The organism is Paraburkholderia sp. RL17-381-BIF-C (assembly GCF_046026435.1).
Classification (GTDB): Bacteria; Pseudomonadota; Gammaproteobacteria; order Burkholderiales; family Burkholderiaceae; genus Paraburkholderia.
Genome location: NZ_JARESX010000049.1, coordinates 25,165 through 49,570 on the forward strand (window position 1 = coordinate 25,165; position 24,406 = coordinate 49,570).

19 protein-coding genes are annotated in these 24,406 nt (G+C 63.9%); 2 read left to right on the forward strand and 17 right to left on the reverse strand.

Annotation, left to right across the window (positions count from 1 at the left end):
* Window positions 1-36 precede the first annotated feature (36 nt).
* The gene (locus P0D70_RS25565) at window positions 37-651 is read left to right on the forward strand and encodes a glutathione S-transferase (RefSeq protein ID WP_408186510.1); all 615 of its coding nucleotides are present in this window, start codon (window positions 37-39) and stop codon (window positions 649-651) included.
* A gap of 19 nt (window positions 652-670) precedes the next feature.
* Here P0D70_RS25565 and P0D70_RS25570 read toward each other — a convergent pair whose 3' ends face one another.
* Both P0D70_RS25570 and P0D70_RS25575 read right to left on the reverse strand, forming a co-directional pair.
* Complete coding sequence (locus tag P0D70_RS25570) at window positions 671-3,781, reverse strand: sensor domain-containing protein (protein ID WP_408186511.1); 3,111 nt, start codon at window positions 3,779-3,781, stop codon at window positions 671-673.
* Window positions 3,782-4,012: 231 nt separating this feature from the next.
* Window positions 4,013-4,489, reverse strand: a complete 477-nt coding sequence (locus tag P0D70_RS25575) for a nitrate reductase associated protein (RefSeq protein WP_091796733.1) — start codon at window positions 4,487-4,489, stop codon at window positions 4,013-4,015.
* A gap of 149 nt (window positions 4,490-4,638) precedes the next feature.
* Between P0D70_RS25575 and fdhD the strand changes: the two genes are divergently transcribed.
* Window positions 4,639-5,478, forward strand: a complete 840-nt coding sequence (gene fdhD / locus P0D70_RS25580) for a formate dehydrogenase accessory sulfurtransferase FdhD (RefSeq protein WP_408186512.1) — start codon at window positions 4,639-4,641, stop codon at window positions 5,476-5,478.
* 133 nt (window positions 5,479-5,611) lie between these two features.
* Here fdhD and P0D70_RS25585 read toward each other — a convergent pair whose 3' ends face one another.
* The 15 genes from P0D70_RS25585 to P0D70_RS25655 all read right to left on the reverse strand — a co-directional run bounded on the left by P0D70_RS25585 (window position 5,612) and on the right by P0D70_RS25655 (window position 24,382).
* The gene (locus P0D70_RS25585) at window positions 5,612-6,382 is read right to left on the reverse strand and encodes an enoyl-CoA hydratase (protein WP_408186513.1); all 771 of its coding nucleotides are present in this window, start codon (window positions 6,380-6,382) and stop codon (window positions 5,612-5,614) included.
* 154 nt (window positions 6,383-6,536) lie between these two features.
* The gene (locus tag P0D70_RS25590; protein WP_408186514.1) at window positions 6,537-7,736 is read right to left on the reverse strand and encodes an acetyl-CoA C-acyltransferase; all 1,200 of its coding nucleotides are present in this window, start codon (window positions 7,734-7,736) and stop codon (window positions 6,537-6,539) included.
* Between the two features lie 186 nt (window positions 7,737-7,922).
* Window positions 7,923-10,358, reverse strand: coding sequence for a 3-hydroxyacyl-CoA dehydrogenase/enoyl-CoA hydratase family protein (locus P0D70_RS25595; RefSeq protein ID WP_408186515.1), 2,436 nt, complete (start codon window positions 10,356-10,358; stop codon window positions 7,923-7,925).
* A gap of 138 nt (window positions 10,359-10,496) precedes the next feature.
* On the reverse strand, window positions 10,497-12,284 hold the full coding sequence (locus P0D70_RS25600) for an acyl-CoA dehydrogenase C-terminal domain-containing protein (protein WP_408186516.1): 1,788 nt from the start codon (window positions 12,282-12,284) through the stop codon (window positions 10,497-10,499).
* 99 nt (window positions 12,285-12,383) lie between these two features.
* A complete protein-coding gene (locus tag P0D70_RS25605; protein WP_091796739.1) occupies window positions 12,384-12,983 on the reverse strand; it encodes a TetR/AcrR family transcriptional regulator in 600 nt (199 codons plus the stop codon).
* A gap of 423 nt (window positions 12,984-13,406) precedes the next feature.
* Window positions 13,407-14,975 (reverse strand): tetratricopeptide repeat-containing glycosyltransferase family protein, encoded by a 1,569-nt coding sequence (locus P0D70_RS25610; protein ID WP_408186517.1) that lies wholly within the window; start codon window positions 14,973-14,975, stop codon window positions 13,407-13,409.
* A 283-nt stretch (window positions 14,976-15,258) separates the two neighbouring features.
* Window positions 15,259-16,518, reverse strand: a complete 1,260-nt coding sequence (gene clsB, locus P0D70_RS25615; protein WP_408186518.1) for a cardiolipin synthase ClsB — start codon at window positions 16,516-16,518, stop codon at window positions 15,259-15,261.
* Complete coding sequence (nudB, locus tag P0D70_RS25620) at window positions 16,515-17,018, reverse strand: dihydroneopterin triphosphate diphosphatase (protein ID WP_091796742.1); 504 nt, start codon at window positions 17,016-17,018, stop codon at window positions 16,515-16,517. Before nudB ends, clsB begins: the two co-directional genes overlap by 4 nt.
* Before the next feature lie 169 nt (window positions 17,019-17,187).
* Window positions 17,188-18,987: an aspartate--tRNA ligase gene (gene aspS / locus P0D70_RS25625; RefSeq protein ID WP_091796743.1), complete on the reverse strand. Its 1,800-nt coding sequence runs from the start codon at window positions 18,985-18,987 to the stop codon at window positions 17,188-17,190.
* 63 nt (window positions 18,988-19,050) lie between these two features.
* The gene (locus tag P0D70_RS25630; protein ID WP_091796744.1) at window positions 19,051-19,704 is read right to left on the reverse strand and encodes a DUF502 domain-containing protein; all 654 of its coding nucleotides are present in this window, start codon (window positions 19,702-19,704) and stop codon (window positions 19,051-19,053) included.
* Between the two features lie 75 nt (window positions 19,705-19,779).
* Entirely contained in the window at window positions 19,780-20,166 is a 387-nt protein-coding gene (locus P0D70_RS25635; RefSeq protein WP_408186519.1) for an FmdB family zinc ribbon protein, read from the reverse strand.
* A gap of 182 nt (window positions 20,167-20,348) precedes the next feature.
* The gene (locus P0D70_RS25640; protein ID WP_408186520.1) at window positions 20,349-20,972 is read right to left on the reverse strand and encodes a class I SAM-dependent methyltransferase; all 624 of its coding nucleotides are present in this window, start codon (window positions 20,970-20,972) and stop codon (window positions 20,349-20,351) included.
* Window positions 20,973-20,995: 23 nt separating this feature from the next.
* Window positions 20,996-22,573 carry a ubiquinone biosynthesis regulatory protein kinase UbiB gene (ubiB, locus tag P0D70_RS25645; RefSeq protein WP_091796747.1) on the reverse strand — a complete coding sequence of 526 codons (1,578 nt, stop codon included), beginning with the start codon at window positions 22,571-22,573 and terminating at the stop codon, window positions 20,996-20,998.
* A gap of 15 nt (window positions 22,574-22,588) precedes the next feature.
* The gene (locus tag P0D70_RS25650; RefSeq protein ID WP_091796748.1) at window positions 22,589-23,233 is read right to left on the reverse strand and encodes a ubiquinone biosynthesis accessory factor UbiJ; all 645 of its coding nucleotides are present in this window, start codon (window positions 23,231-23,233) and stop codon (window positions 22,589-22,591) included.
* Window positions 23,234-23,386: 153 nt separating this feature from the next.
* Window positions 23,387-24,382, reverse strand: a complete 996-nt coding sequence (locus P0D70_RS25655) for a Tim44 domain-containing protein (protein ID WP_408186521.1) — start codon at window positions 24,380-24,382, stop codon at window positions 23,387-23,389.
* Window positions 24,383-24,406: the final 24 nt, after the last annotated feature.

The window sequence follows — 24,406 nt, forward strand, 5'->3', positions numbered from 1 at the left end:
CGGGCGCCTCATGATAGATGTTCTAACGGGAATGAGATGAAACTGATCGGAATGCTGGATTCGCCCTACGTACGCCGGGTCGCTATCTGCCTCAAATTGCTGAAGCTGGAGTTCGAGCACGAGGCGATCTCGGTGTTCCGCACCTATGACCAGTTCGCGAGAATCAACCCCGTGGTCAAGGCGCCCACGCTGATCGCCGACAACGGCCAGACCGTGATGGACTCGACGGTGATTCTCCAGTACCTCGCCACGCTCGCCGGGCCGGACCAGCGACTTTTCCCGACCCAGCCCGAGGCCGCCTTGCGCACCGCCCATCTCACTGGACTCGCGCTTGCCGCGTGCGAGAAAACCGTGCAGATCGTCTACGAGCGCAATCTGCGTCCGGTGGAAAAGCAACATGAGCCATGGATCGACCGCGTAAGCACGCAGTTATCCGCCGCTTACGCGGAACTCGAACGCGACCTCGCGGCAACGGCGCTGCCGATCGAAGCCAACCAGTTCGACGCGGCTGACGTCACCGTGGCGGTGGCCTGGCAATTCACGCAGATGATGTTGCCAGGCACGGTGAGCAAGACTGCCCATCCCTTCCTGCAGTCGTTTTCCGACATGGCGGAAGACCTGCCGGTTTTCCTGAGCACGCCGGCACAGTGAGCGCGCCGGGCGCGAACGCTCAAACCATCGCCAGTTCGCGCCCCACGCCACCCTGCAGCAGTTCCGACATCGCGTCGGTCGACAACGGCTTCGCGAAGTAAAAGCCCTGCATCTCGTCGCATGCGCGCTCTTTCAGGAAGTCGAGCTGCGCGGACGTCTCCACGCCCTCGGCGATCACCTGCAATTTCAGCGAGTGCGCGAGCGCGATGATCGCCGAGGTGATGGTCTCGTCGTCGCCCGACACGCCAATGTCGGAGACAAACGAGCGGTCGATCTTCAGGCGATCCACCGGGAAGCGCTTCAGATAGCTGAGACTCGAATAGCCGGTGCCGAAGTCGTCGATGGCAAGGCCGATGCCGAGCGCGTGCAGTTCGTTGAGCATCGACACGGCCTCTTCGGCGTTGCGCATGATGGTGCTTTCGGTCAGCTCGAGTTCGAGATATTGCGGCGCGAGGCCGGTCTCGGCCAGCACCTGCATGACGAGCTTGGCGATATCGCGCTGCTGGAACACCCGCGCCGACAGATTCACCGAGACACGCGCCGGTGGCAGGCCTTCGTCCTGCCACGCCTTGTTCTGCCGGCACGCTTCACGCAACACCCACTCCGAGAGCGGCCCGATCAGCCCACTTTCTTCCGCCACCGGAATGAAGGACGACGGCGGCACCAGGCCGACTTCCGGATCGCACCAGCGCACCAGCGCCTCGGTGCCGACGATCTGTCCGCTCTCGATGTCCACCTGCGGCTGGTAGTGCAGCAGGAACTGGTTGTCGCGCAACGCGCGGCGCAAACGCCGTTCGAGATTCAGTCGCGTGCCCGCGCTCGCGTTCATTTCCGGCTGATAGAACTGGAACGTGTTGCGGCCCATGTCCTTGGCGCGATACATGGCGAGATCGGCCTTCTTCATCAGCGTTTCGGCATCTTCGCCGTCTTGCGGGAAGAGGCTCGCGCCCATGCTGCAGCCGACATACAGTTCGGTGCCGTCGAGCCAGACCGGCTCGGAGATCGACACGCGCACGCGCTCCATCCACGCGATCAGCGACTGTTCGTCGACGGTATCGGTCATCACGATCACGAACTCGTCGCCGCCGTGCCGCGCCACCGTATCGCTCGTGCGCGTGCAACGGGCAAGGCGCTCGGCAACCACGCTCAACAAGCGGTCGCCGACACTGTGGCCGAGGCTGTCGTTGACGTTCTTGAAGCCGTCCAGATCGATGAACACGACCGCGACGCCTTTGTGATGCCGTTGCGCGACGACCAACGCATGCTGCAGACGGTCGCGCAGCAGATTGCGGTTCGGCAGGCGCGTCAGGCTGTCGTAGTTGGCCTGATATTCGAGCTGCTCCTGATAGCGCATCAGGTCCGTCACGTCGTTGATCACGCCGATGTGATGCGTGATCACGCCGTCCTGATTCGGCACCGGCGCGATGAAGAGCTGATTCCAGAACAGTGCGCCGTCCTTGCGATAATTGCGCACCACCGCGCTCACCTCACGGTTCGCCGCGAGTGCCTGACGGATCAGCGCGACGCCTTCCTGGTCGCGGTCGTCGCGCTGTAGCAGGCGGCAATCGTGACCGATCGCCTCGGCGGCGTCGTAGCCGGTAATGCGCATGAACGCGGGGTTCACGTACTCGATCAGATTGCCCGTGGGCGACGGCGCCGTGATCAGAATCGCGTTGACGCTGGCATCGAGCGCGCGGCTTTGCAGACGCAAGGCCAGATCGGCGCGCTTGCGCTCGGTGATGTCCGTGTACGACCCGAGCACGCCGATCACGCGGCCGTCGCCGTCGGTGAACGGCAGCTTGCTCGTGACCGTGGTGCGGTGCACGCCGTCGATCACCAGATCGACCTCGAAGTTCATCTTCGGCACGCCGGTGCTCACGACTTCCCGGTCATGGTCGCCCAGCAGGCTGGAGAAGTCGCGCCACGGCATGTCGGCGTCGCTCTTGCCCACCACCTGCTCGGGATACGCGAGTCCCGCATCGCGCGCGAACGCCATGTTGCAGCCGAGGTAGCGCGACTCCATGTCCTTCCAGAAAATGCGCTGCGGAATATTGTCGATCACCGCTTCGAGCATCTGGTTCGAACGGTGTGCTTCGGCTTCGGCGTTGATCTGGTCGGTGACGTCGTCGGCCAGCACGAAGAACGCGCCGCGGCCCATGAAATTCAGCGCGTGATACGAAATGTCGGCGCTGATCGTCGAGCCGTCCTTGCGCCGGTGATGCCAGATGCCCGCCATGGTACGGCCATGCTGGCTGGCGTCGCTGCGCTGCAGATGCGATTCGAGACGCGAGATTTCCGCTTGCGGCCGGATCGCGCGAATCGTCATGCCGAGAAATTCGCTTTCGGAATAGCCGTATTGCTGGATTGCGGCCGCGTTGACGGCGAGAAAGCGCAGCGTCTCGCGATCGACGATGTACATCGGCACCGGATGTTCGTCGAATAGGCCGCGAAAGCGTTCGTCGTGGCGACCGAGCGCGCGCACGCTGCGCAGCTTCTCGCGCGCGCTGTTTTCGCGAACGCCGAACGTGTAGATCAGCAGCACGCTGCCGGCCAGCATCGTCACGATCAGCAGGAACATGGCCCGCTGGGTTTCGCTTGCCGACGCCGCGAGCGAGGCCCGCAAGGCGCGATTCTCCTCGCCGCGCAACGAGGCCAGCGCGGCTTCCACACGATCCAGCCCGAGCCCGAGATGGGTGTAGGTCGACGCCGCCCACGCGCGCGAGGCGTTCGGCCCGGCGCCGGCGCTCCTGAGCAGCGCGTCGTCGATATCGTGTTGCAACGCATGACTGTCCGCGCTCAGCCTGGCGAGCGCGTCGAGCATGGCGGGTTCGCCGGCAAATTCACTGCGCAGGTCGCGCTCCAGACGCGCAAGCGTCGTGACCATCGCGGCAGCGGAACCTGCCGGCGCGGACTCGCCCGACGCCTCGAAGCGGCCGAGCGCGGCGAGACCGCCGTCGAGCGCCGACTGGTAGGCGTCGAGGTTCTGGCGCACGCTCGTCGAACGCAGCATGCGCGCGTCCGCGTCGCGTTGGCCGCAAATCTGCGTGTAGGCGACGAACGCGTTCGCGCCGACCGCCGCGGCGACGACCGCGATGTTGATCAGCAGCCGCTTCGATAGAAAAGGAGTCATGGGTTCCGAACGTCAATCGTTCTGCGGGCGGGGAGCGCGCGGTCGATTTCGATGCATCGGGCCGCATCGATACGGATTTTCTTTACGCGCCAACCCATGGATAACGGCAGCGTTCGGAACAGGTTGAGGGTGGTGAATGAAAAAAACGTGGCCGGCAACTCGTGGCCGGTGCGGTTGACCGACCGCAACCGGGCCGGTCGCACCTAGCCGGCCGCACCTAGCCGGCCGCACCTAGCCGGCCGCACCGAACTCCTTCATGGCCGGGACGAAGTCGTGGTTGGCCTCCGGCTTGCGCGACAGCTTGGCGAGCACGTAGCGCTTGAACGGATCGAGTTCGGCCCATCGGGCCACACCCGGCGCGACCATGCCGGCCAGTTGCGCCTGATGCGCGATGCCCTCCGGCACGCTATCCGTGCGGCGCCAGGCCGGCGCTTCCTCGGGCGTGAACCACTCCGGCTCGACGTTCGCATGGGTGCGCAGCATTTCGAACAGGGCGTGATCGAAGTTCGGCTCGATCTCCGCGTCTTCCTCGACCGGGAAACGCGCCAGCAGCTTGCGGTCTTCCAGCGGCAGCAGTTGCCATTGCTGAAGCGAGATGCGCAGCCCGAACCGGTCGAGGTTGAAGCGCACCGACATCGGGATGTAAGTGAAATTCTCCGAAGACTCGACCTCGAAGTTGAACAGAAGCGGCGCTTCGTTGAGTCCCATGACAGTGTCCCTCGTGGATGGCGGGCAACGCTCAAGCCCAGCTTGAGGTATTTTAGAACCTTATTCGCGCGACGGCGGCACGGCCTGGCGGCAACCCGCGAGCCCACCTGCCGCTCAGGCGCGCGCGGCATGGCAAAGGAGTGACAAGCTTGGACGAACTGGAAACAGGCGGGCAACCGGGCGCGGTGGAGCGCCAGGTGCGCCGGCATCGCGGCGCCGAAGTCGAGACCGTGACCGACCACGTCGGTCAGGAATGGCCGGTCGCGCTGGTCTTCAACGGCATTTCGCATGCGGTGATGATGTGCACGCCGCGCGATCTGGAAGCGTTCGCGGTCGGATTCGCGATTTCCGAAGGGATCGTGGAACGCGGCAGCGACATTCAGGATATCGAGGTCGAACTGCACGACGACGGTGAATTGCCGCACGCCGAAGTGCAATTGCAGGTCGTGCAGCAGGCGTTCGTCGCGCTGAAGGAAAAGCGCCGTGCGCTCGCCGGGCGCACCGGCTGCGGCGTGTGCGGCATCGAAAGCATCGATCTGCTGGATCTGGAACCGGAGCGCGTGCCGGACACCGGTTTCCTGCAACGGCTCGCACCGGATGCGATTGCGCGCGCCGCCCGCGAACTGCCCGAGCATCAGGCATTGACGCAGCTGACCGGCGGCCTGCACGCCGCCGCATGGTGCGACGCGGCAGGCGCGATCCGCTATGCGTTCGAGGACGTGGGCCGCCACAATGCGCTCGACAAGCTGATCGGCCGGCTCGTGCTCGATCGCGTGGATACCAAAGAGGGTTTCGTGTTTCTGTCGAGCCGCGCGAGCTATGAGCTGGTGCGCAAGGCCGCGCGCGTTGGCGTGCCGATGGTCGCGACGATCTCGGCGCCGTCGTCGCTGGCGATTGCGATTGCCCGCAAGGCGGGCGTGCGGCTGGTGAGCTTCTGCCGCGAGAAGAGCTACGTCGACTACGACACGCTGCAGCCGACGCAGCTTTGAACGGCGACGCGCCAGACCTGCGAGCGGGCGAAGGTCCAGCCGTGCAAAAAAGCTGGAGGCCGCCCAAGCTGGCAAGTCCGTTCTACGCCTCAGCGCTCGCGCCCGAAGTGGTTCAAGCGCTCCGGCGCGTCGCTCAGTCGAACTGCCGGAAGTCCGGCTTGCGCTTCTCGAAGAACGCCTTGAACGCCTCGCGTGCTTCGGGCGCGAGCAGCATCTTGCCGAAATGCACGGCTTCTTCCGACATCTGCGTTTGCAGTTCCTGGTGGCTCGCGCGCTTCATCAGGCTCTTCGTCACGCGCAATGACGAGGCCGGCAGCGCGGCCAGCTTCGCGGCTTGCGAAGCGGCGAACCCGTCGACTTCGGTGGCGGGCAGCACGCGATTCACGAAGCCCATGCGTTGTGCCTCGGTGGCGTCGAACGCTTCGCCGAGCAGCAGTTTCTCCGCCGCCGCCTGATAGCCGCCCACACGCTGCAACAGCAGACTCGACGCCGCTTCCGGGCACAGGCCGAGTTGCGCGAACGGCAGTGAGAAGCTCGCCGTGTCGGCGGCGTAGACCAGATCGCAATGCAACAGCAAGGTCGTGCCGATCCCAACCGCCGGGCCCGCCACCGACGCCACCACCGGCTTCTCCGCCGAACTGATCGCGCGCAGGAACTGGAACACCGGCGCGTTTTCGCCCATCGGCGGCGTCTTCATGAAATCTTCGAGATCGTTGCCGGCGCTGAAAATGCCCGCGCTGCCGCGAATCAGGATGGCGCGCACCGCGGCGTCGCCTTGCGCTTCGACTAGCGCATCGGCCATTGTCTGATACATCGCTGCCGTGATCGCGTTCTTCTTGTCGGGCCGGTTGAAGGCAATCGTCAGCACGCCGTCGGCGCGCTCGACCAGAATATCCATCGTCATCTCCTCGTACTCCTGCTCAGAATGTAAAAACGGTTCGCAAGCCGGATGGCCTGCGAACCGTTGCGCGGTGCCTAACGGGCCGCCCCGAGGGTCGCCCCGAGCCTCGCCGTATAGACCGAAGCGAATGCCGGACTGAACACTGCGGCGAGCACGCTCACAGCCGCTCGATGATGCCCGCTGCGCCCATGCCCGTGCCGACGCACATCGTCACCATGCCGTACTTGTAGTTACGGCGGCGCAAACCATGCACCACGGTCGACGCACGAATCGCGCCCGTCGCGCCCAGCGGGTGGCCGAGTGCGATCGCGCCGCCGAGCGGGTTGATCTTCGCCGGATCCAGACCGAGGTCCTGAATCACCGCCAGCGATTGCGCGGCGAACGCTTCGTTCAGCTCGATCCAGTCGAGGTCGTCGATCTTCAGGCCGGCGGCCTTCAGCGCGGCGGGAATCGCTTCCTTCGGGCCGATGCCCATGATTTCCGGCGGCACGCCGCGCACGGCGAAGCTGACGAAACGCGCGAGCGGCGTCAGGTTGAATTCCTTCAACATTTTTTCCGACACCACGATCAGCGCGCCCGCGCCGTCCGAGGTCTGCGAGCTGTTGCCCGCCGTCACCGAACCCTTGTTCGCGAACACCGCGCGCAGCTTGGCCAGACCTTCGAGCGAGGTTTCCGCGCGCGGACCTTCGTCGAGCGAGACTTCGCGGGTCTTCACGCGGACTTCGCCGGTTGCGAGATCGGGGAAGCGCTCGGTGATCGTGTAGGCGGCGATTTCGTCGTTGAACTCGCCGGCTTGCTGCGCGGCGATCGCGCGGCGGTGCGATTCGACCGAGAACGCGTCCTGCGCTTCGCGGCTGATCTTCCAGCGCTCGGCGACCTTCTCGGCCGTCAGGCCCATGCCATACGCAATGCCGATGTCTTCATTGCGATCGAAGATATGCGGCGACATGGACGGCTTGTTGCCCATCATCGGCACCATGCTCATCGACTCGCAGCCGCCCGCGATCATCGCGTCCGACTCGCCGACGCGGATGCGGTCCGCCGCCATCGCCAGCGCCGTCAGGCCCGACGCGCAGAAGCGGTTCACCGTCACGCCGCCGACGGTATTCGGCAGGCCGGCCAGCAGCGCGCCCATGCGCGCCACGTTCAGGCCTTGTTCCGCTTCCGGAATCGCGCAGCCGATAATCGCGTCTTCGATCACCTTGGTGTCGAGGCCGGGCACTTGCGCCACGGCCGACTTGATCGCGTGCACCAGCAGTTCGTCGGGGCGCGTGTTCTTGAACATCCCGCGCGGCGCCTTGCCGATCGGCGTGCGGCTCGCGGCGACGATGTATGCGTCTTGCAGTTGCTTTGCCATCTGAATCTCCTTTGTCGACCGGAGTTGGCGCTTTAGCGCTTACTCCGGTCCCATGCAGTCTTATCGCGGTCGACCGGAGTTATCGCTTTAGCGCTTACTCCGGTCCCATGCAGCCTTATCGCGGTCGACCGGAGTTAGCGCTTCAGCGCTTACTCCGGTCCCATGCAGTCTTATCGCGTTGGTCGCTCAGTTGCGCACCGGCTTGCCGGTTTGCAGCATGCCCATGATCCGTTCCTGCGTCTTTTGCGTGCCGAGCAGATCGACGAACGCGCGACGCTCGAGTTGCAGCAGCCACTCTTCATCGACCAGACTGCCCGCTTCCACGTCACCGCCGCACACCGCTTCCGCGATACGGCTAGCAATCAGGAAATCGTGCTCGCTGATGAAACGGCCATCGCGCATATTGACGAGCGACGCCTTGATGGTCGCGATCGCCGAGCGGCCGGCCACCGGCACTTGCGTGACCCGCAGCGGCGGACGGTAACCCGCCGCCGACAACGCGCGCGCTTCCTTCTTCGCGACGTCGAGCAGTTCGAATACGTTGAAGACGATCGTGTCGGACGGCTTCAGGTAGCCCATTGCGCGGGCGTCGAGCGCGGAGGCCGAGACCTTCGCCATCGCCGCGTTTTCGAACGACTTCTGCACGAACTTCAGCAGGTCGTTGGTCGCACCGACTTGCGTCGCCGCTTCCGCCGCGCGTAGCGCCGCTTCCTTCAGGCCACCGCCCGCCGGCACGAGACCCACGCCGACTTCCACCAGACCGATATAGCTTTCGATGTGCGCGACCCGCTTCGCGCTATGCAGCGCCAGTTCGCAACCGCCGCCGAGCGCGATGCCCGACACGGCCGAGATCACCGGCACGCTCGCGTACTTCACGCGCAGCATGCCTTGCTGGAATTTCTTCACGAACGGCTCGATGCCCTTCGCGCCGCCCATCATGAAGGCCGGCATCGCTTCTTCGAGGTTGGCGCCCGCGGAGAACGGACCGCCCGGCGTGCCGAGCTTGAGCGACGTCGGCTGCCACACCACCAGGCCCTTGTACTCCTTTTCGGCCAGTTCGATCGCCTGCGTCAGACCGTCGATCACCGACGGTCCGATCGTGTTCATCTTGCTCTTGAACGACACGATCAGCACGTCGTTCTCGCCGGCGCGATCGTCGACCCATGCGCGCACGGCGTCGGTTTCGAACAGCGTCTTGCCGTAGGTCTTCGGATCAGCCGCGGTTTCGCCGACCAGCGGCGCACGGAACACCTGCTTGTCGTACACCGACAGCGACGAGCGCGGCACGAACGTCTTCGAAGCCGGCGACCACGAACCTTCGTTCGTATGCACGCCGCCCTTCTCGGCCACCGGACCTTCCAGCACCCAAGACGGCAACGGCACGTTCGAGAGCGCCTTGCCGGCCGCGATGTCTTCCTGCACCCACTCGGCGACCTGCTTCCAGCCGGCCGTCTGCCAGCCTTCGAACGGACCTTCGTTCCAGCCGAAGCCCCAGCGGATCGCCAGATCGACGTCGCGCGCGTTGTCGGCGATCGACTCCAGATGCACGCCGATGTAGTGATACACGTCGCGGAAAATCGCCCACAGGAACTGCGCCTGCGGATGCTGCGATTCGCGCAGCAGCTTCAGACGCTCCGCCGGCGGGCGCTTGAGGATGCGGCCGACCAGTTCGTCCGCCTTAGCGCCGCCGTCCACGTACTCGCCCGTCTTCGCGTCGAGCACCTTGATCGCCTTGCCTTCCTTCTTGTAGAAGCCGCCGCCGGTCTTCTGACCCAGCGCGCCCTTCTTCACGAGTTCGGCCAGCACGGCCGGCGTTTCGTAGACCGGATAGAACGGATCGTCCTTCAGCGTGTCCTGCATCGTCTTGATGACGTGCGCCATCGTGTCCAGACCGACCACGTCGGCGGTGCGGAAGGTGGCCGACTTCGCGCGGCCCAGACGTGCGCCCGTCAGATCGTCCACTTCGTCGAAACGCAGGCCGAATTTCGCGGCTTCGGTCACGACGGCGAGAATCGAGAAAATCCCCACGCGATTGGCGATGAAGTTCGGCGTGTCTTTCGCACGCACAACGCCCTTACCGACCACGCTGGTCAGGAACGACTCGAGCTGGTCGAAAATTTCCGGACGCGTGGTCGCGGTCGGGATCAGTTCGACCAGGTGCATGTAGCGCGGCGGATTGAAGAAGTGCACGCCGCAAAAGCGCGCCTTCAGCTCATCCGAGAAACCATTCGACAGCTCGGTAATCGACAGACCCGACGTGTTGGTCGCGAAAATCGCGTTCGGCGCGAGATGCGGTGCGACCTTCTTGTACAGGTCGTGCTTCCAGTCCATGCGCTCGGCAATCGCTTCGATCACGAGGTCGCATTCGGCGAGCTTCTCGATGTCGTCGTCGTAGTTCGCGGGCTGGATGTATTGCGCGTCGTCCTTCACGCCGAACGGCGCCGGCGACAGCTTCTTCAGATTCTCGATCGCCTTCAGCGCGATCGCATTCTTCGGGCCTTCTTTTGCCGGCAGATCGAACAGCAGCACGGGCACCTTGGCGTTGATCAGGTGCGCGGCGATCTGCGCGCCCATCACGCCGGCGCCGAGCACGGCTACCTTGCGAATGATCAGATTGCTCACGTCGTTCCTCCGGAGAGTTATGCGAGGTCGCGAAGCTTCGATGGACGCTTCGCGTTGTGTGTTTGAGGAGAGACGCCGCGAGTTCGACACGCGCGGCGCCTGCCTTGATGGGATTGCCTGACGCCTGAAAACAGCGACTTAGAACAGCGCTTCGTCGACTTCCATCATCGATTTCGAGCCGGCACGCGCCTGACGGATCGTCATGGCCGTTTCCGGCAGCAGCTTCGCAAAGTAGAAGCGTGCCGTGGCGAGCTTCGCCTTGTAGAACGGATCGCCCGATGCTTCCTTGTCCAGCGCGATGCGTGCCATGCGCGCCCAGAAGTACGAGAACACGAGGTGGCCGACCGTGCGCAGATACGGTACGGCGGCGGCGCCGACTTCGTCCGGGTTCTGCATGGCCTTCATGCCGATTTCCATCGTCAGCTTCTGCACCTTTTCACCGATGTCGGCGAGCGGGTTGATGAACTCCTGCATCTCCGGCTTCACGCCTTCGGCTTCGACGAATTCGGACACCAGCTTGCCGAACTTCTTCATCTTCGCGCCCATGTCGCCGAGGATCTTGCGGCCGAGCAGGTCGAGCGCCTGAATCGCGTTGGTGCCTTCGTAAATCATGTTGATGCGCGCGTCGCGCACGTACTGCTCCATGCCCCACTCGGCGATGAAGCCGTGGCCGCCGTAGATCTGCATGGCGTGGTTGGTGCTCTCGAACGCGTTGTCCGACAGGAACGCTTTCAGGATCGGCGTGAGCAGCGCGACGAGGTCGGCGGCTTCCTTGCGCACCGATTCGTCAGCGTGCGACAGTTCCTTGTCGATGTGCAGCGCGGACCAGTACGAGAAAGCGCGCGCGCCTTCGGCGTAGGCCTTTTGCGTGAGCAGCATGCGGCGCACGTCCGGATGCACGATGATCGGATCAGCCGCCTTTTCGGGCGCCTTCGGGCCGGTCAGCGAACGCATCTGCAGACGCTCTTTCGCATATACCAACGAGTTCTGATAGCCGACTTCGGTCAGACCCAGGCTCTGCATGCCGACGCCCAGGCGCGCGGCGTTCATCATCACGAACATGGCGTTCAAGCCCTTGTTCGGCTCGCCGACGAGCCAACCCTTGGCGTTGTCCAGATTGATCACGCAGGTGGCGTTGCCGTGAATGCCCATCTTGTGTTCGATGGAGCCGCACTTCACGCCGTTGCGCTCGCCGGGTTCGCCGGCTTCGTTGGGCACGAACTTCGGCACGATGAAGAGCGAAATGCCCTTGGTGCCCTTGGGCGCATCCGGCAGACGCGCGAGCACCAGGTGAACGATGTTCTCCGCGAGATCGTGTTCGCCGCTGGAGATGAAAATTTTCGTGCCGCTGATCGCGTACGAGCCGTCGCTGTTCGGTTCGGCCTTGGTGCGCAGAATGCCGAGGTCCGTGCCGCAATGCGGCTCGGTCAGACACATCGTGCCGGTCCACACACCGGCGACGAGCTTCGGCAGATAGCGTTGCTGCAATTCCGGCGTGCCGTGCGCATGCAGACATTCGTACGCGCCGTGCGAGAGACCCGGATACATGGTCCACGCCTGATTCGCCGAGTTCAGCATTTCATACAGCGCGTTATTGACGAACGCGGGCAGACCCTGGCCGCCGTATTCCGGATCGCAGCCCAACGCGGGCCAGCCGGCTTCGACGTACTGCGCATAGGCTTCCTTGAAGCCCTTCGGCGTGGTCACGACGCCGTCGCCGACGTATGTGCAGCCTTCCTGGTCGCCGCTGTGGTTGAGCGGGAACAATACTTCGGAGCAGAATTTGCCGGCTTCTTCGAGCACCGCGTTGATCGTGTCGGCATCGAGATCCGCGTGCTTCGGCATCTGCTTGATTTCAGCTTCGACGTTAAGCAGTTCGTGCAACACGAATTGCATGTCGCGCAGCGGCGCGGCGTACTGTCCCATGACTCTCTCCCAAGTTTGACAAGAAGCCAGGCCGTTAGCTGAGTCCGTGGATCGGAACTTTCTGCGCCGCTGAATCCGCCTTAGTTGGCGGCGACGCCGCTAACGGCTTTCGCTCTGATACGAAACAATCAATTTTTCCAGCGCGGCCCACGTGAGACGCACCGCATCCGGCAAGTGCAGGAAGCGCGCGTCGTGATGCAGACCGAGCGTGAAGCTGTACAGTTCGAACAGCATCAGTTGCGGATCGGTGTCGGCGCGCAGATGCCCTTCTTCCATTGCTTGCGAAATCGCGCGAGTGAGCGCCGCACGCCAGATCGTCACACTCGACACCAGTTGTTCACGCACCGGGTTATCCGCGCGGTCGTCGTATTCGACGGCGCCGCTGATATAGATGCAGCCGGTAGTGACTTCCTGAATGCGTTTCTCGATCCAGCGGGAAATCATCGCGCGCAAGCGCGGCAATCCACGAGGCTCGCGCAAACTCGGGAAGAACACCTCGTCTTCGAAACGACGGTGATATTCGCGCACGACTTCAACCTGCAAATCCTCGCGCGACCCGAAATGCGCGAACACACCGCTTTTGCTCATCTGCATGCGCTCAGCCAGCAAGCCGATCGTCAGACCTTCGAGTCCGTCGCGGCTGGCCAGATCAAGTGCTGCTTCGAGAATTGCGGCTCGCGTCTGTTCGCCTTTTCGCATAGCTTTTTTACCGTTCTAATGTGACCGAAAGAAAATCGAACGGCCGTACTATTATTGAGTGCTGCCGTCCGCGAAACAAGGACTTTATTAGAAACCGGTTTCTAACCTGGTTTCAATTCTGCGGCATCCGTCAATCAGAGGAATGAGATTTTTTAGAGGCGTTTGCCTTGAGGCGGTCTTTGCCTGCCGAAAGGCTCGCTTCCCGGATTAGTACAGCCGGCCGATATCATGCAGCAAGTCGGCGCGAATCCAGAAGGATTCGGCATATCACGAGTATAGGAAGGCCGCGGCGACAGGGTGAATCGCAGCGCGCAACGACCGGCGATCGTTCCGTGAGACGTCGGCCCGACACAGTGTTGCCGCTGCTTCGGCTGCCGGCTCAGGGTCGCTCGCCAGGACCATACGGGAAGGGAATGCACCGCATCAGGACGCGTTGTCTTGCCGTGGGAAAGTCTGGATAAGAGCGGCGGCAACCCGCGCCAGCACGTCATGCCAATCGGCGCGCCTCGTCTGCGTGAAAAGACGCAATCCGGGATACCACGGGCTGTCGTCCCGGCCATACAGCCAGCGCCAGCAACCCGCGAAACGGTTGAGCAGCCAGACCGGCTTGCCCATTGCCGCGGCGAGATGGGCGACCGAGGTATCGACCGAAATCACCAGATCGAGGTTGTCGATCAGCGCCGCGGTGTCCGCGAAGTCGACGATTTCATCGGTCCAGTCGATCAGGTGCGCCCGTGCGGCGGCGTTGGGAAGCTTGGCGGGATCGTCGGTCTTTTGCAGACTGATCCAGCGCACGTGAGGCATCGCCAGCAAGGGTGCGATTTGCGCGGCAGCGAGGCTGCGCAAACGGTCCACGGCAATGCCGGAATGACCGCCCGCCCACACGACGCCAACGCGCGGCAGCTGCGGGGCCGGCAGCGCTTCGAGCCGCGCGCGCCAGGCGGCGGCGAGCCGGGCGTCGGCATGGAGGTAGGGCAGCGCGGCCGGGATTGTCGCCACTTGCGTGGCGAACGCCATTGGCAGCGACATCATCGGAATATGGCGGTCCCACTGCGCCAGATCGACGGGCACAGCGTCGAGCAACACGAGGCCCGGCCAGCGTGAACACAATGACCGTTCATAGAGGCGCCGTAAGGCCGGCGGGCACACATAGCCGACCCGGGCAAAGTGCGCAAGCGCCAGCGGCAGGTAGCGCACGAACTGCAAGCTGTCGCCCAAGCCTTGCTCGTGAAGCACGAGAAGGCATTGCGCCGATGCGCCCGCCGCTTGCGCGCCCTGGATGTGAGAGACGCTCTCGCCCGACCAGCGCGGCAGCGGCACCTCCACCGGCGCGGGCGCGGGGCGGCCATCGGGCAGCTTGAAACTGACCCAGCGATCCTCGAAATACGGCCACGCTTCGTCGTAGCGGCCGGTCGCAAGCAAAGCCATAGCAAGGTTATTACGCGCGACGAGGTTGGCGGGCGCCAGTTCGATCGCGCGCCGGTAGTGACGCTCGGCTTCGTCCATTGCGCCGAGGTCCGCGCAAACGCGACCCAAATTGTTATGCGCCGCCGAGTTGTCCGGATCGAGTTCGAGCGTGCGCCGATAGCCCACCGCGGCGTCCTCGATATGACCGAGATGTTGCAGCGTCAACGCCAGGTTGTAGTGGAACGCGGCAAAGTCAGGCTGGATCGCGAGTCCCTGCCGAATAGTCTGCACCGCGCCGGCGAAATCTCCCAGGTTCAGCCGAATCGCGTAGAGCGTGTTGAACAGAATCGGCTCCGGCCGAATCCGGATCGCGCGTTCGAGCCAGCGCAGCGCGTCGTGCGCCTCGCCGGACGCCAGCGCGAGCAGGCCTCGCAAGTGAATGGCGCCGACATGCTCCGCGTCCTCGGCGAGGATCCGCTCGACGAGTGTCTGCACCACATCGTGGCGGCCTGTTTGATAGGCGTGCACGGCCTCGTCATGGAGACTCGAAAGGTCGACTGCCTGCGATGAAGGGAAAGTGGACATGTTTGGCGAATGCGTATCCGGATGCGTAAGCATTACGCCGCCGATCCGGTTGCCGTGAGCGCGCAGTCGAAACGGCAACGAGGCTTGACGAGGGGGGAGTTGGGTGGCGCGTGCAATTCGCCGGGTCGCCCGATCGATAAGGAGCGCAGATTATGTTTGCCAGAGAGGCGGCCCGTCTCTAGGACCGTTCCGAAACGTGGCATGCCGTGCGTCGATGCATGGCAAGAAGGCTCAAGCATTGCACTTGAGCCTGCCGAGCGTGGCTCAGCGCGTTGCCACGCAGTCAGTCATATCCGCCGACCGTGAGCAGCTTCATCACCGCGCGGTAGGTCGTGTAGGCGAGCCAGTTGAGCACGCGCTCACTGGCCGGGCGGGCGTCGTAGCGCGCCTCGTCGATGCGGCGCGAGTCCTTGAAGGCGACGAGGATCGCCTCGCGCAGCGCGTCGATCGACGGGTCGTTCACCAGCACGACATTGGCTTCGTTGTTGAGCATCAGGCTCAGCGCATCGAGGTTCGACGAGCCGACCGTCCCCCAGTTCGAATCCACCACCGCGACCTTGCCATGCAGCAGCGTTTTCTCATACTCCGCGATCTGCACGCCGGCCTTGAGCAACGAGCGATACAGAAACGGCACCGCATAATCGAGCGCCTTGAATTCCTTGCGCCCGATAATGAGCTTCACCTCCACGCCGCGGCGCGCCGCGTACACCAGCGCCCGCCGAAGCTTGCGCCCCGGCATGAAGTACGGATTGGCGAGCAGCACTTCATTGCGCGCCTGCCCGATCGCCGCCAGATAGGCCTTCTCGATGGCGCGCCGATTGATCAGGTTGTCGCGCGCGACGAACGCGACGCAGGGCTGACCGCCCGCCCACAACTCCTCGTTACGACGGCGGCGGCGCCGGCGCAGACTGCCGAGCGAAGCCGTGGTGCTCGGCCCAAGATCCGGCGCCATGGACTCGAGCGGCCGATGCCCGAGGCGAATCCGGCGCCACTGCACCTCGAACGCCTGGCGGATATCGCCGACCACCGGCCCGTGCAATTCGACAGCGAAGTCCCAGCGCCGATACGGCAGCTTCTCGCCGTTGTTCTCGTAGTCGTCGACGATGTTGATCCCGCCGCAGTAGGCGAACTGATCGTCGATCACCGCGAGTTTGCGATGCGTGCGCGAGAAGCCGAAGCGGCCGAAAAGATGCGGGTTGTAAATGCGATGGTCGATGCCGGCGTCGGGCCACTCGTTGAACATCGGCAAGCGCGCGGTGCCGATGCCGTCGGTGATCACGCGCACTTTGACGCCGCGCTCGGCGGCACGCTTTAGCGCCGCGCTGACCGCCTGCCCGGCGTTGTCGTAGCAGAAGATATACGTCTCGAGCACCACGTCGCTCTGCGCGGCGTCGACCCGTGCGATCAGTGCGCTGAAGAACTCTTCGCCGGAGCGCAGCAGCTTGACGTCGTTACCGCTGGTGAACCGGTAGCGTTGCCAATAGCGGCGGCCGAGCAGCGCTTGCCGCAGTCGGGCGAAACGGCGCGCGCCGCCGACGCTCATCGGCCACGCTCCGTGGGATGCCCGGCGACAGCACGCGCACCGAGCCGCTTAGGCAACTGCAGGATCGCATCCGCATTCGACGAGGAAAAACAGCGCGATGCCGCCTCGTCATAGGGCAGCCACAGAAATGCGGTGTGCTCGCGTGGCGCCAGCGTGACTTCGAGTTGCTCGGGCACCTGCAGGCTGAACCAGTGTTCGGTGTTGTGGATCACGCCTTCGGCGTAGCGATGCCGGAACTCCGGGTAAATCTCATATTCGATCGAATACTGCCAGTCGAACAACGCGCTCTGCGGCACGCGCTCGCTGCCCACCACAATGCCGGTCTCTTCGGCAACTTCGCGCGCCGCCGTCTCGACGAGCGGTTCATCGAGTTGATCTTTGGAGCCCGTAACCGACTGCCAGAAACCGGCGTGATCGGCGCGCTCGATCAACAGTACGTCGAGCGCGGGCGTATGAATGATGACGAGTACGGATTGCGGAATCTTCGGCGGTTTCGGCATGGCGTAAAAACTGGGAGCAACGCTTGCGCGGTACAGGTCGGAGAGTGGTTCGACGAGCGGTCGAACACAGTTGCATCGACTGTAACGCAAAAAACGAAAAAGGCGCATGAGCGCCTTTTCCGGTTGCTTCTGCTGTCGTTTTCAGACAGCACCGACTGCCTTCAATCCATTACGCCTTCGGTTCCGGCTGACGCAGACGGATGTGCAACTCGCGCAGCTGGCGCTCGTCCACTTCGCTCGGCGCCTGCGTGAGCAGACACTGCGCGCGTTGCGTCTTCGGGAACGCGATCACGTCGCGGATCGAATCGGCGCCGGCCATCATCGTGACGATGCGGTCCAGACCGAACGCGATACCGCCGTGCGGCGGCGCGCCGTATTGCAGCGCGTCGAGCAGGAAGCCGAACTTGGCTTGCGCTTCTTCCGCGTTGATCTTCAGCGCACGGAACACCTTGCTCTGCACTTCTTCACGGTGGATACGCACCGAACCGCCGCCGATTTCCCAGCCGTTCAGCACCATGTCGTAGGCCTTGGCGAGGCAGCGCGCCGGATCCGTTTCCAGATACTCGAGGTGCTCGTCTTTCGGGCTCGTGAAAGGGTGATGCGCGGCCACGTAACGGTTGTCTTCCTCGTCGTATTCGAACATCGGGAAGTCAACCACCCACAGCGGCTTCCAGCCGGTCTCGACCAGGCCGTTCGCCTTGCCGAATTCCGAATGACCGATCTTCAGACGCAGTGCGCCGAGGCTGTCGTTCACCACCTTCGCGCGATCCGCCGCGAAGAAAATGATGTCGCCGTCTTGCGCGCCGGTGCGCTCGATGATCGCCTTGACCGCTTCGTCGTGCAGGTTCTTGACGATCGGGCTTTGCAGACCGTCACGGCCCTTCGCGACTTCGTTGACCTTGATCCACGCCAGACCCTTCGCGCCGTAGATGCGCACGAATTCCGTGTAGCTGTCGATATCGCCACGCGAGAGTTCGCCGCCCTTCGGCACGCGAATGGCCGCGACGCGGCCGTCTTTCGTGTTGGCCGGCACGCTGAACACCTTGAAGTCGACGTCGCGGACCGCATCCGTGAGGTCCGTGAATTCGAGCTTCACGCGCAGGTCCGGCTTGTCCGAACCGAAGCGGCGCATGGCTTCCGAATACAGCATGACCGGGAATTTTTCGTCCAGCGCGACGCCGATCGTTTCCTTGAACACATGACGGATCATGTCTTCGAACAGATCGCGAATTTCCTGTTCCGACAGGAACGAGGTTTCGCAGTCGATCTGCGTGAATTCCGGCTGACGGTCGGCGCGCAGGTCTTCGTCGCGGAAGCACTTGACGATCTGGTAGTAACGATCGAAGTTCGCCACCATCAGCAGCTGCTTGAACAGCTGCGGCGATTGCGGCAGCGCGAAGAACTGGCCCGGGTTCGTACGCGACGGCACGAGGTAGTCGCGCGCGCCTTCCGGCGTGCTCTTGGTGAGCATCGGCGTTTCGATGTCGATGAAGCCCAGCGAGTCGAGATACTTGCGCGCCTCGATCGCGACGCGGTAACGCAGACGCAGGTTGTGCTGCATCTGCGGACGGCGCAGGTCCAGCACGCGGTGCGTAAGACGCGTGGTTTCCGACAGGTTGTCGTCGTCGAGCTGGAACGGCGGCGTGATCGACGGGTTCAGCACGATCAGCTCGTGGCACAGCACTTCGATCTTGCCGCTCTTGAGCGCAGCGTTCGTGGTGCCTTCCGGACGAGCGCGAACCACGCCCTTGATCTGCAGGCAGAACTCGTTGCGCACGCCTTCGGCCGCCTTGAACATCTCTGCGCGGTCGGGGTCGCACACGACCTGAACGAGGCCTTCGCGATCGCGCAGGTCGATGAAGATGACGCCGCCATGGTCGCGGCGGCGGCTCACCCAGCCGCACAGCGAGACAGATTGGCCCAGCAGTTCTTCGGTCACCAGACCGCAGTATTCAGATCTCATCGACATGATGTTTGTCTTTCGTTTTGCATTGGTTGAACGGCGCGTGGCATTAAAACGCTACGTGCCGCGTTACAGCGGAGGCTCGACTGTCGTGCGGCGCACCGGCGCCGGAGGCGCGGACGGCGCCACGACGCCCATCGAGACGATGTACTTGAGCGCAGCGTCGACCGTCATGTCGAGCTCGATCACTTCACTCTTGGGCACCATCAGGAAGAAGCCGGACGTGGGGTTCGGCGTAGTCGGCACATACACGCTGACGTGATCTTCTTTCAGGTGGTTGAGCACGTCGCCGCCCGGAATACCGGTCAGAAACGCGATCGTATAGGAGCCGCGGCGCGGGTACTCGATCAGCAGCGCCTTGCGAAACGCGTTGCCGCTGCTCGACAGCAGGGTGTCGGACACCTGCTTGACGCTGGTGTAGATCGGGCCGACCACCGGAATGTGGGCGACCACGACTTCCCACCACTTCACGAGCTTCTGCCCAATGAAGTTCTGCGTCAACAGCCCAACGACAAAGATGAATGCCAGCGTGAGCACCGCTCCGAGGCCGGGCAGGCGGAAGCCGAACAGGCGCTCCGGCTGCCACGCGCGCGGCAGCAGCAGCAGGGTCTGGTCCATCGTGCCGATGATCAGACCGAGCACCCACAGTGTGATGGCCAGAGGCACCAGCACCAGCAGGCCAGTCAGGAACACCGATTTGAGCGTCGTTTTTTTCGTCGTCATGTGTACCGCCAGAAAGCCGCGCTGGCCGAGACCCAACGCGCGGCGTGTGCACCGCCCCGCAGGGCGGCAGTCCCACTAGGCGCTGCCGGAACCGCTCGAACTCGCCGAAGCGGCCGGTGCGGCAGCAGGCGCGGACGGCGTTGCGGCCGCGCTCGATGAACCGGCCGAAGCCGTGTCGGTTTGCGCTGCGGCGCCATTATTGGCGCCCGCATTTTCGCCGGCGGCGCCATTCGAGGCGCCATTGGCGTCGGGCTTGGCAGGCGCGCTCGTGCCGCCATTGCCGCCGCGAAAATCAGTCACGTACCAGCCGGAGCCCTTCAACTGAAAGCCGGCAGCAGTGACCTGCTTGCGAAAAGTGTCTTTCCCGCACTCGGGACATTGCGTCAACTGGGGGTCGCTCATCTTCTGAAGCACATCCTTCCCGAAGCCGCATGATTCGCAACGATAAGCGTAGATCGGCATGATCCTTTTCCCTACTGAAATCTTGTAAACGCTTGCAAAGCCTTGAATTATAGCCGCAAACGATGCCCCTCCCCCGGATTTTGGGGTCGAGCGCCCGACGTAGGCGCCGCCCAGTCAAGTGGGGGCAGCCGCGGTTGAATCAAGTGCGGCCCGCGCCGCCGGGGAGCGTCGCAGCTACGCCCTCAAGCGCGGCGGCGCCAGGTTAGCCAGCGCTCACGTCCCGCGAAGACGGCGATCGAATCGTGCACGGCTTCGTCTTCGATCAATTCGAAGTACGGTGAGAGCAGCGCGTCGAGTTCCGCGCGCTCGATGCCGAACGGCGGCCCTTTGGGCGTCGCGCCGAGGAAAAAGAATCCCGCGAGCAACGCGCCGTGAGGCAGCAGCTCCGCCATTCGGCGTGCGTAGTCAATGCGGCGCGCCAGTGGCAGCGCGCAGAGAAACGCGCGCTCGTAAATCCACGCGGGCGTGAACGGCGGCTCATACGCGAAGAAGTCCGCCTGCTCCACCAGTTGCGCGTGCTGCGCGCCCAGCTGCTCGTGCGCCGCTGCGACGGCGGCCGGCGAAAAGTCGATGGCCCGCACCGGGTTGCCCTGCCCGGCCAGCCAAAGCGCTTCGTATGCACTGCCGCAACCTGGAATCAGCACGGCGGCGTTGCTATGGCGAGCGGCGAACGCCTGAAACGCGGACGGCACGCCCGCCTGATCCCACGGCATGAAACGGCGCTCGAAGCGCTCGTCCCAGAAAGCAGGCGAGTTGGGATCGCGCGTTTCGAAGTCGGGCGCGGAAGGCTGGGTCGGGTCGCTCATCAAATACCTCGTTGAGAATGCAATCAACCGCCGTAGGCGAACGCAAGAAATACCCGCGCCAGCGCCGCGCCGACGCCGACCGCCACGCCAAACAGCAGCAAACCTTGCAACAAACGGTTGGTGCGTTTCTGCTCGAGCAGAATCTGGCGAATCATTTCGTCGTTTGCACCGCGCGCGTGGTCGTGGCGCTCGGCCAGCACGTGATGAATCAGGCGCGGCAACTGCGGCAGCGTCTTGCTCCACTGCGGCGCCTCGATCTTCAGGCGCTCGTACCAGCCGCGCAGCCCGATCTGTTCGTTCATCCAGCGTTCGAGGTAGGGCTTGGCGGTCTTCCACAGATCCAGTTCAGGATCGAGCGAACGGCCGAGACCTTCCACGTTCAGCATGGTTTTTTGCAGCAGCACGAGTTGCGGCTGGATTTCGACATTGAAGCGGCGCGAGGTCGAGAACAGCCGCATCAGGACCTGGCCCAGCGAGATATCCTTCAACGCGCGGTCGAAGTACGGTTCGCAGACCGCGCGGATCGCGCTCTCGAGTTCCTCGACGCGGGTAGTGGGCGGCACCCAGCCCGACTCCAGATGCAGCGTGGCGACGCGATGGTAGTCACGCTTGAAGAACGCGAGGAAGTTCTGCGCGAGGTAGTTCTTATCGAAGTCCGACAGCGCGCCGATGATGCCGAAGTCGAGCGCGATATAGCGGCCGAAGTGCTTCGGATCGAGACTCACCTGAATGTTGCCCGGGTGCATGTCGGCATGGAAAAAGCCGTCCCGGAACACCTGGGTAAAGAAAATCTCGACGCCTTCGCGCGCCAGCTTCGGAATATCCACGCCGGCGGCGCGCAGCGTTTCCACCTGGCTGATCGGCACGCCGACCATGCGCTCCATGACCAGCACCGTGGGCGTGCAGAACTCCCAGTACATCTCCGGCACCAGCAGCAGATCGAGCCCGGCGAAGTTGCGCCGCAACTGGCTGCCGTTGGCCGCCTCGCGCATCAGGTCGAGCTCGTCGTGCAGATATTTGTCGAATTCGGCGACAACTTCGCGCGGCTTCAGACGCTTGCCGTCGGCCCACAGGCGCTCGGCCCACACGGCGATGTCGCGCAGCAACGCGAGGTCGGAATCGATCACCGGCAGCATGTTCGGGCGCAGCACCTTTACGGCGACAGCCTTGCCCGCGTGTTGCCCGGCCTTCACCGTGGCGAAGTGCACCTGCGCGATCGAGGCGCTCGCCACCGGCACTCGCTCGAAGTCGTCGAACAGCACGTCGACGGGTGCGCCGAGCGACTTTTCGACCAGTCCGATCGCCACCGCCGAATCGAACGGCGGCACCTGATCCTGCAGCTTGGCCAGTTCGTTGGCGATATCCACCGGCAATAGATCGCGCCGGGTGGACAGCACCTGCCCAAACTTGACGAAGATCGGCCCGAGGCTTTCCAGCGCAAGCCGCAGACGCACGCCCGGCGGGGCGTCGAACTTGCGGCCGATGGTCGTGATACGCAGCAACAGACGCACGCGCCGGTCATTGACGCGGCTGAGCATCATCTCATCGAGACCGAAGCGGATGACCGTGAAAAAAATCTTGAGGAAACGCAGAAAACGCATAGTTGTGCCCGGTGACTAGCGCGTGCCGCGCGACGTGGCGGCGCCGCTCGGCGCAAGAGCGCCGCGGGCTTCGACCTTCTGTTCAAGACGCTCGATGCGTTTTTCCACGCGCGCGAGTGCGTCGCGTGCGCGGGCCAGTTCGACGTTGAAGTCCTCGAGCGCGGCGCGGCGCACCAGTTGCGGATTCTCGTCGAGCAGATATTCGGCGGCGGTATCGAGCAGGTTGCGCCCGGTGCGCTGCACATGTTCGCCGACCGTGCGCACAACTGACGCCACCCGCCACGCCGGGCCGTCGCCGATGAATTTCGCCAGATCCTCTTCCGGCTCCCAGCGCAGATGTTCGGCGAGCTTGGCGATCACGGTGGCGAATTCGGCGTCGCCTTCGATCTTGACGTGCTTCATCACCGCCGCCTGGCCGCCTTGCACGAAGGCGGGCAGCGCGTCGGAAGGCACCGAGATGGTCACGTCGAACTGTTGCGCCTCGGTAGCGGCGACGGCGCTCAGATAGCCGTCCGGTTGCACCAGCAGCATCAGCACGACCGGCGGACAGGACAGCTTCGCGGTCTTGCCCGCGTAGGGGGCGAGGCGCTCACGAGCCCACGATTCGCGGGCGAGCAGATGATTGACAGCAGCAGCGAATGGCTTGGCGGCGAGGGTCATTGAAAGTGGCAAGAAAAAACCCGCGCGAGCGAGGTGCCCGCGCGGGTTCCTATTGTAACGTCCGTTCGCTTCGCGGCTCGCTATGCCGAACGGCCAACGCGAGGAGCCCGGTCAGGAGGGGTGGTCCTGCCGCGGCCCCGGCGCGCGGTTGTCTCAGTGCTGCGCCACCTGCTGGATGCCGGCCAGCAGCCAGCCTTCGCCGGTGCGGTTCGCCTTGGACAGGTTCCAGACTTCGACGAAGGGTTCCGCCGCCGCGCCCGGCGCTTCGCGGATCAGGCCCGAGAAGCGCACGCTAGCGAAGTATTCGTTGGCGCGCTCTTCCACGCCCAACAGCTCGGCGTTCAGTTGCACCACGTCGGTCTGATTCGTCTCGGCACCGCGCGAAGACAGATCGACCTTCACCTCGGCGAACATTTCCGGCGTGGTGAATTCGCGGATGTCTTCCGTGTTGCCGACGTCCCAAGCGGCTTGCAGGCGCACGAAATAGACCTTCGCGTTACGCAGAAACGCTTCCGAATCGAAGCCGGCCGGCACGACCGGCGCGGCGTTGATGGTCGGCGTGTTCAGCGGATTGCCTTGCGGTTCGAGATACGAGCCGGTAGGCGGGGCGTTATAACGCGGTTCCTGCGGAGAGTAGCCCGTGCCGCTCGAATTGAACGACGGCGAACTGCCCGCGTACGCCGGTTGCGCCGCGTCGCGCTTGCGGCCCATGAAACGGCGAATCAGCCAGATACCGATCATCGCGATGATCGCAATCACGATGATGTTGGCCATGGCGCCGGCAAACGCGCCGCCCAGACCGAAGTGCGACAGCAAAGCGGCGATGCCCAGACCGGCCGCCAGACCGGCGATCGGTCCCAGCCAGCGCGAACGGTTAGGCTGCGCGGCCGGCGTCGGCGCGGGCGCCGGTGCGGGCTGCGCGCGCTGCTGCATGGCCTGATTGCTTTGGGAAGGTTGCGACGGAGCGGATTGCTGCGTCACGCTATTCGACTGACGGCCAATACTGCGGCCACCGCCCATGCGGCGAGCTTCCGCATCGAGCGAAGCGAGGGAGCCGGCCATGATCAGGCCGACCATCGCGATCAGTCCGATTCTTCTCACCAGCGACCGCTTAACCTTACGGGGAGATAACGCACCTGAATCGGACATTTTCGTACTTTCCTTTAAAAATCG

Coding starts and splice junctions, on each gene's coding strand:
- P0D70_RS25565 (WP_408186510.1), top strand. CDS start 37: ATGAAACTGATCGGAATGCTGGATTCGCCCTACGTACGCCGGGTCGCT.
- P0D70_RS25570 (WP_408186511.1), bottom strand. CDS start 3,781: ATGACTCCTTTTCTATCGAAGCGGCTGCTGATCAACATCGCGGTCGTC.
- P0D70_RS25575 (WP_091796733.1), bottom strand. CDS start 4,489: ATGGGACTCAACGAAGCGCCGCTTCTGTTCAACTTCGAGGTCGAGTCT.
- P0D70_RS25585 (WP_408186513.1), bottom strand. CDS start 6,382: ATGACGATGGATATTCTGGTCGAGCGCGCCGACGGCGTGCTGACGATT.
- P0D70_RS25590 (WP_408186514.1), bottom strand. CDS start 7,736: ATGGCAAAGCAACTGCAAGACGCATACATCGTCGCCGCGAGCCGCACG.
- P0D70_RS25600 (WP_408186516.1), bottom strand. CDS start 12,284: ATGGGACAGTACGCCGCGCCGCTGCGCGACATGCAATTCGTGTTGCAC.
- P0D70_RS25605 (WP_091796739.1), bottom strand. CDS start 12,983: ATGCGAAAAGGCGAACAGACGCGAGCCGCAATTCTCGAAGCAGCACTT.
- P0D70_RS25610 (WP_408186517.1), bottom strand. CDS start 14,975: ATGTCCACTTTCCCTTCATCGCAGGCAGTCGACCTTTCGAGTCTCCAT.
- clsB (WP_408186518.1), bottom strand. CDS start 16,518: ATGAGCGTCGGCGGCGCGCGCCGTTTCGCCCGACTGCGGCAAGCGCTG.
- nudB (WP_091796742.1), bottom strand. CDS start 17,018: ATGCCGAAACCGCCGAAGATTCCGCAATCCGTACTCGTCATCATTCAT.
- aspS (WP_091796743.1), bottom strand. CDS start 18,987: ATGTCGATGAGATCTGAATACTGCGGTCTGGTGACCGAAGAACTGCTG.
- P0D70_RS25630 (WP_091796744.1), bottom strand. CDS start 19,704: ATGACGACGAAAAAAACGACGCTCAAATCGGTGTTCCTGACTGGCCTG.
- P0D70_RS25635 (WP_408186519.1), bottom strand. CDS start 20,166: ATGCCGATCTACGCTTATCGTTGCGAATCATGCGGCTTCGGGAAGGAT.
- P0D70_RS25640 (WP_408186520.1), bottom strand. CDS start 20,972: ATGAGCGACCCGACCCAGCCTTCCGCGCCCGACTTCGAAACGCGCGAT.
- ubiB (WP_091796747.1), bottom strand. CDS start 22,573: ATGCGTTTTCTGCGTTTCCTCAAGATTTTTTTCACGGTCATCCGCTTC.
- P0D70_RS25650 (WP_091796748.1), bottom strand. CDS start 23,233: ATGACCCTCGCCGCCAAGCCATTCGCTGCTGCTGTCAATCATCTGCTC.
- P0D70_RS25655 (WP_408186521.1), bottom strand. CDS start 24,382: ATGTCCGATTCAGGTGCGTTATCTCCCCGTAAGGTTAAGCGGTCGCTG.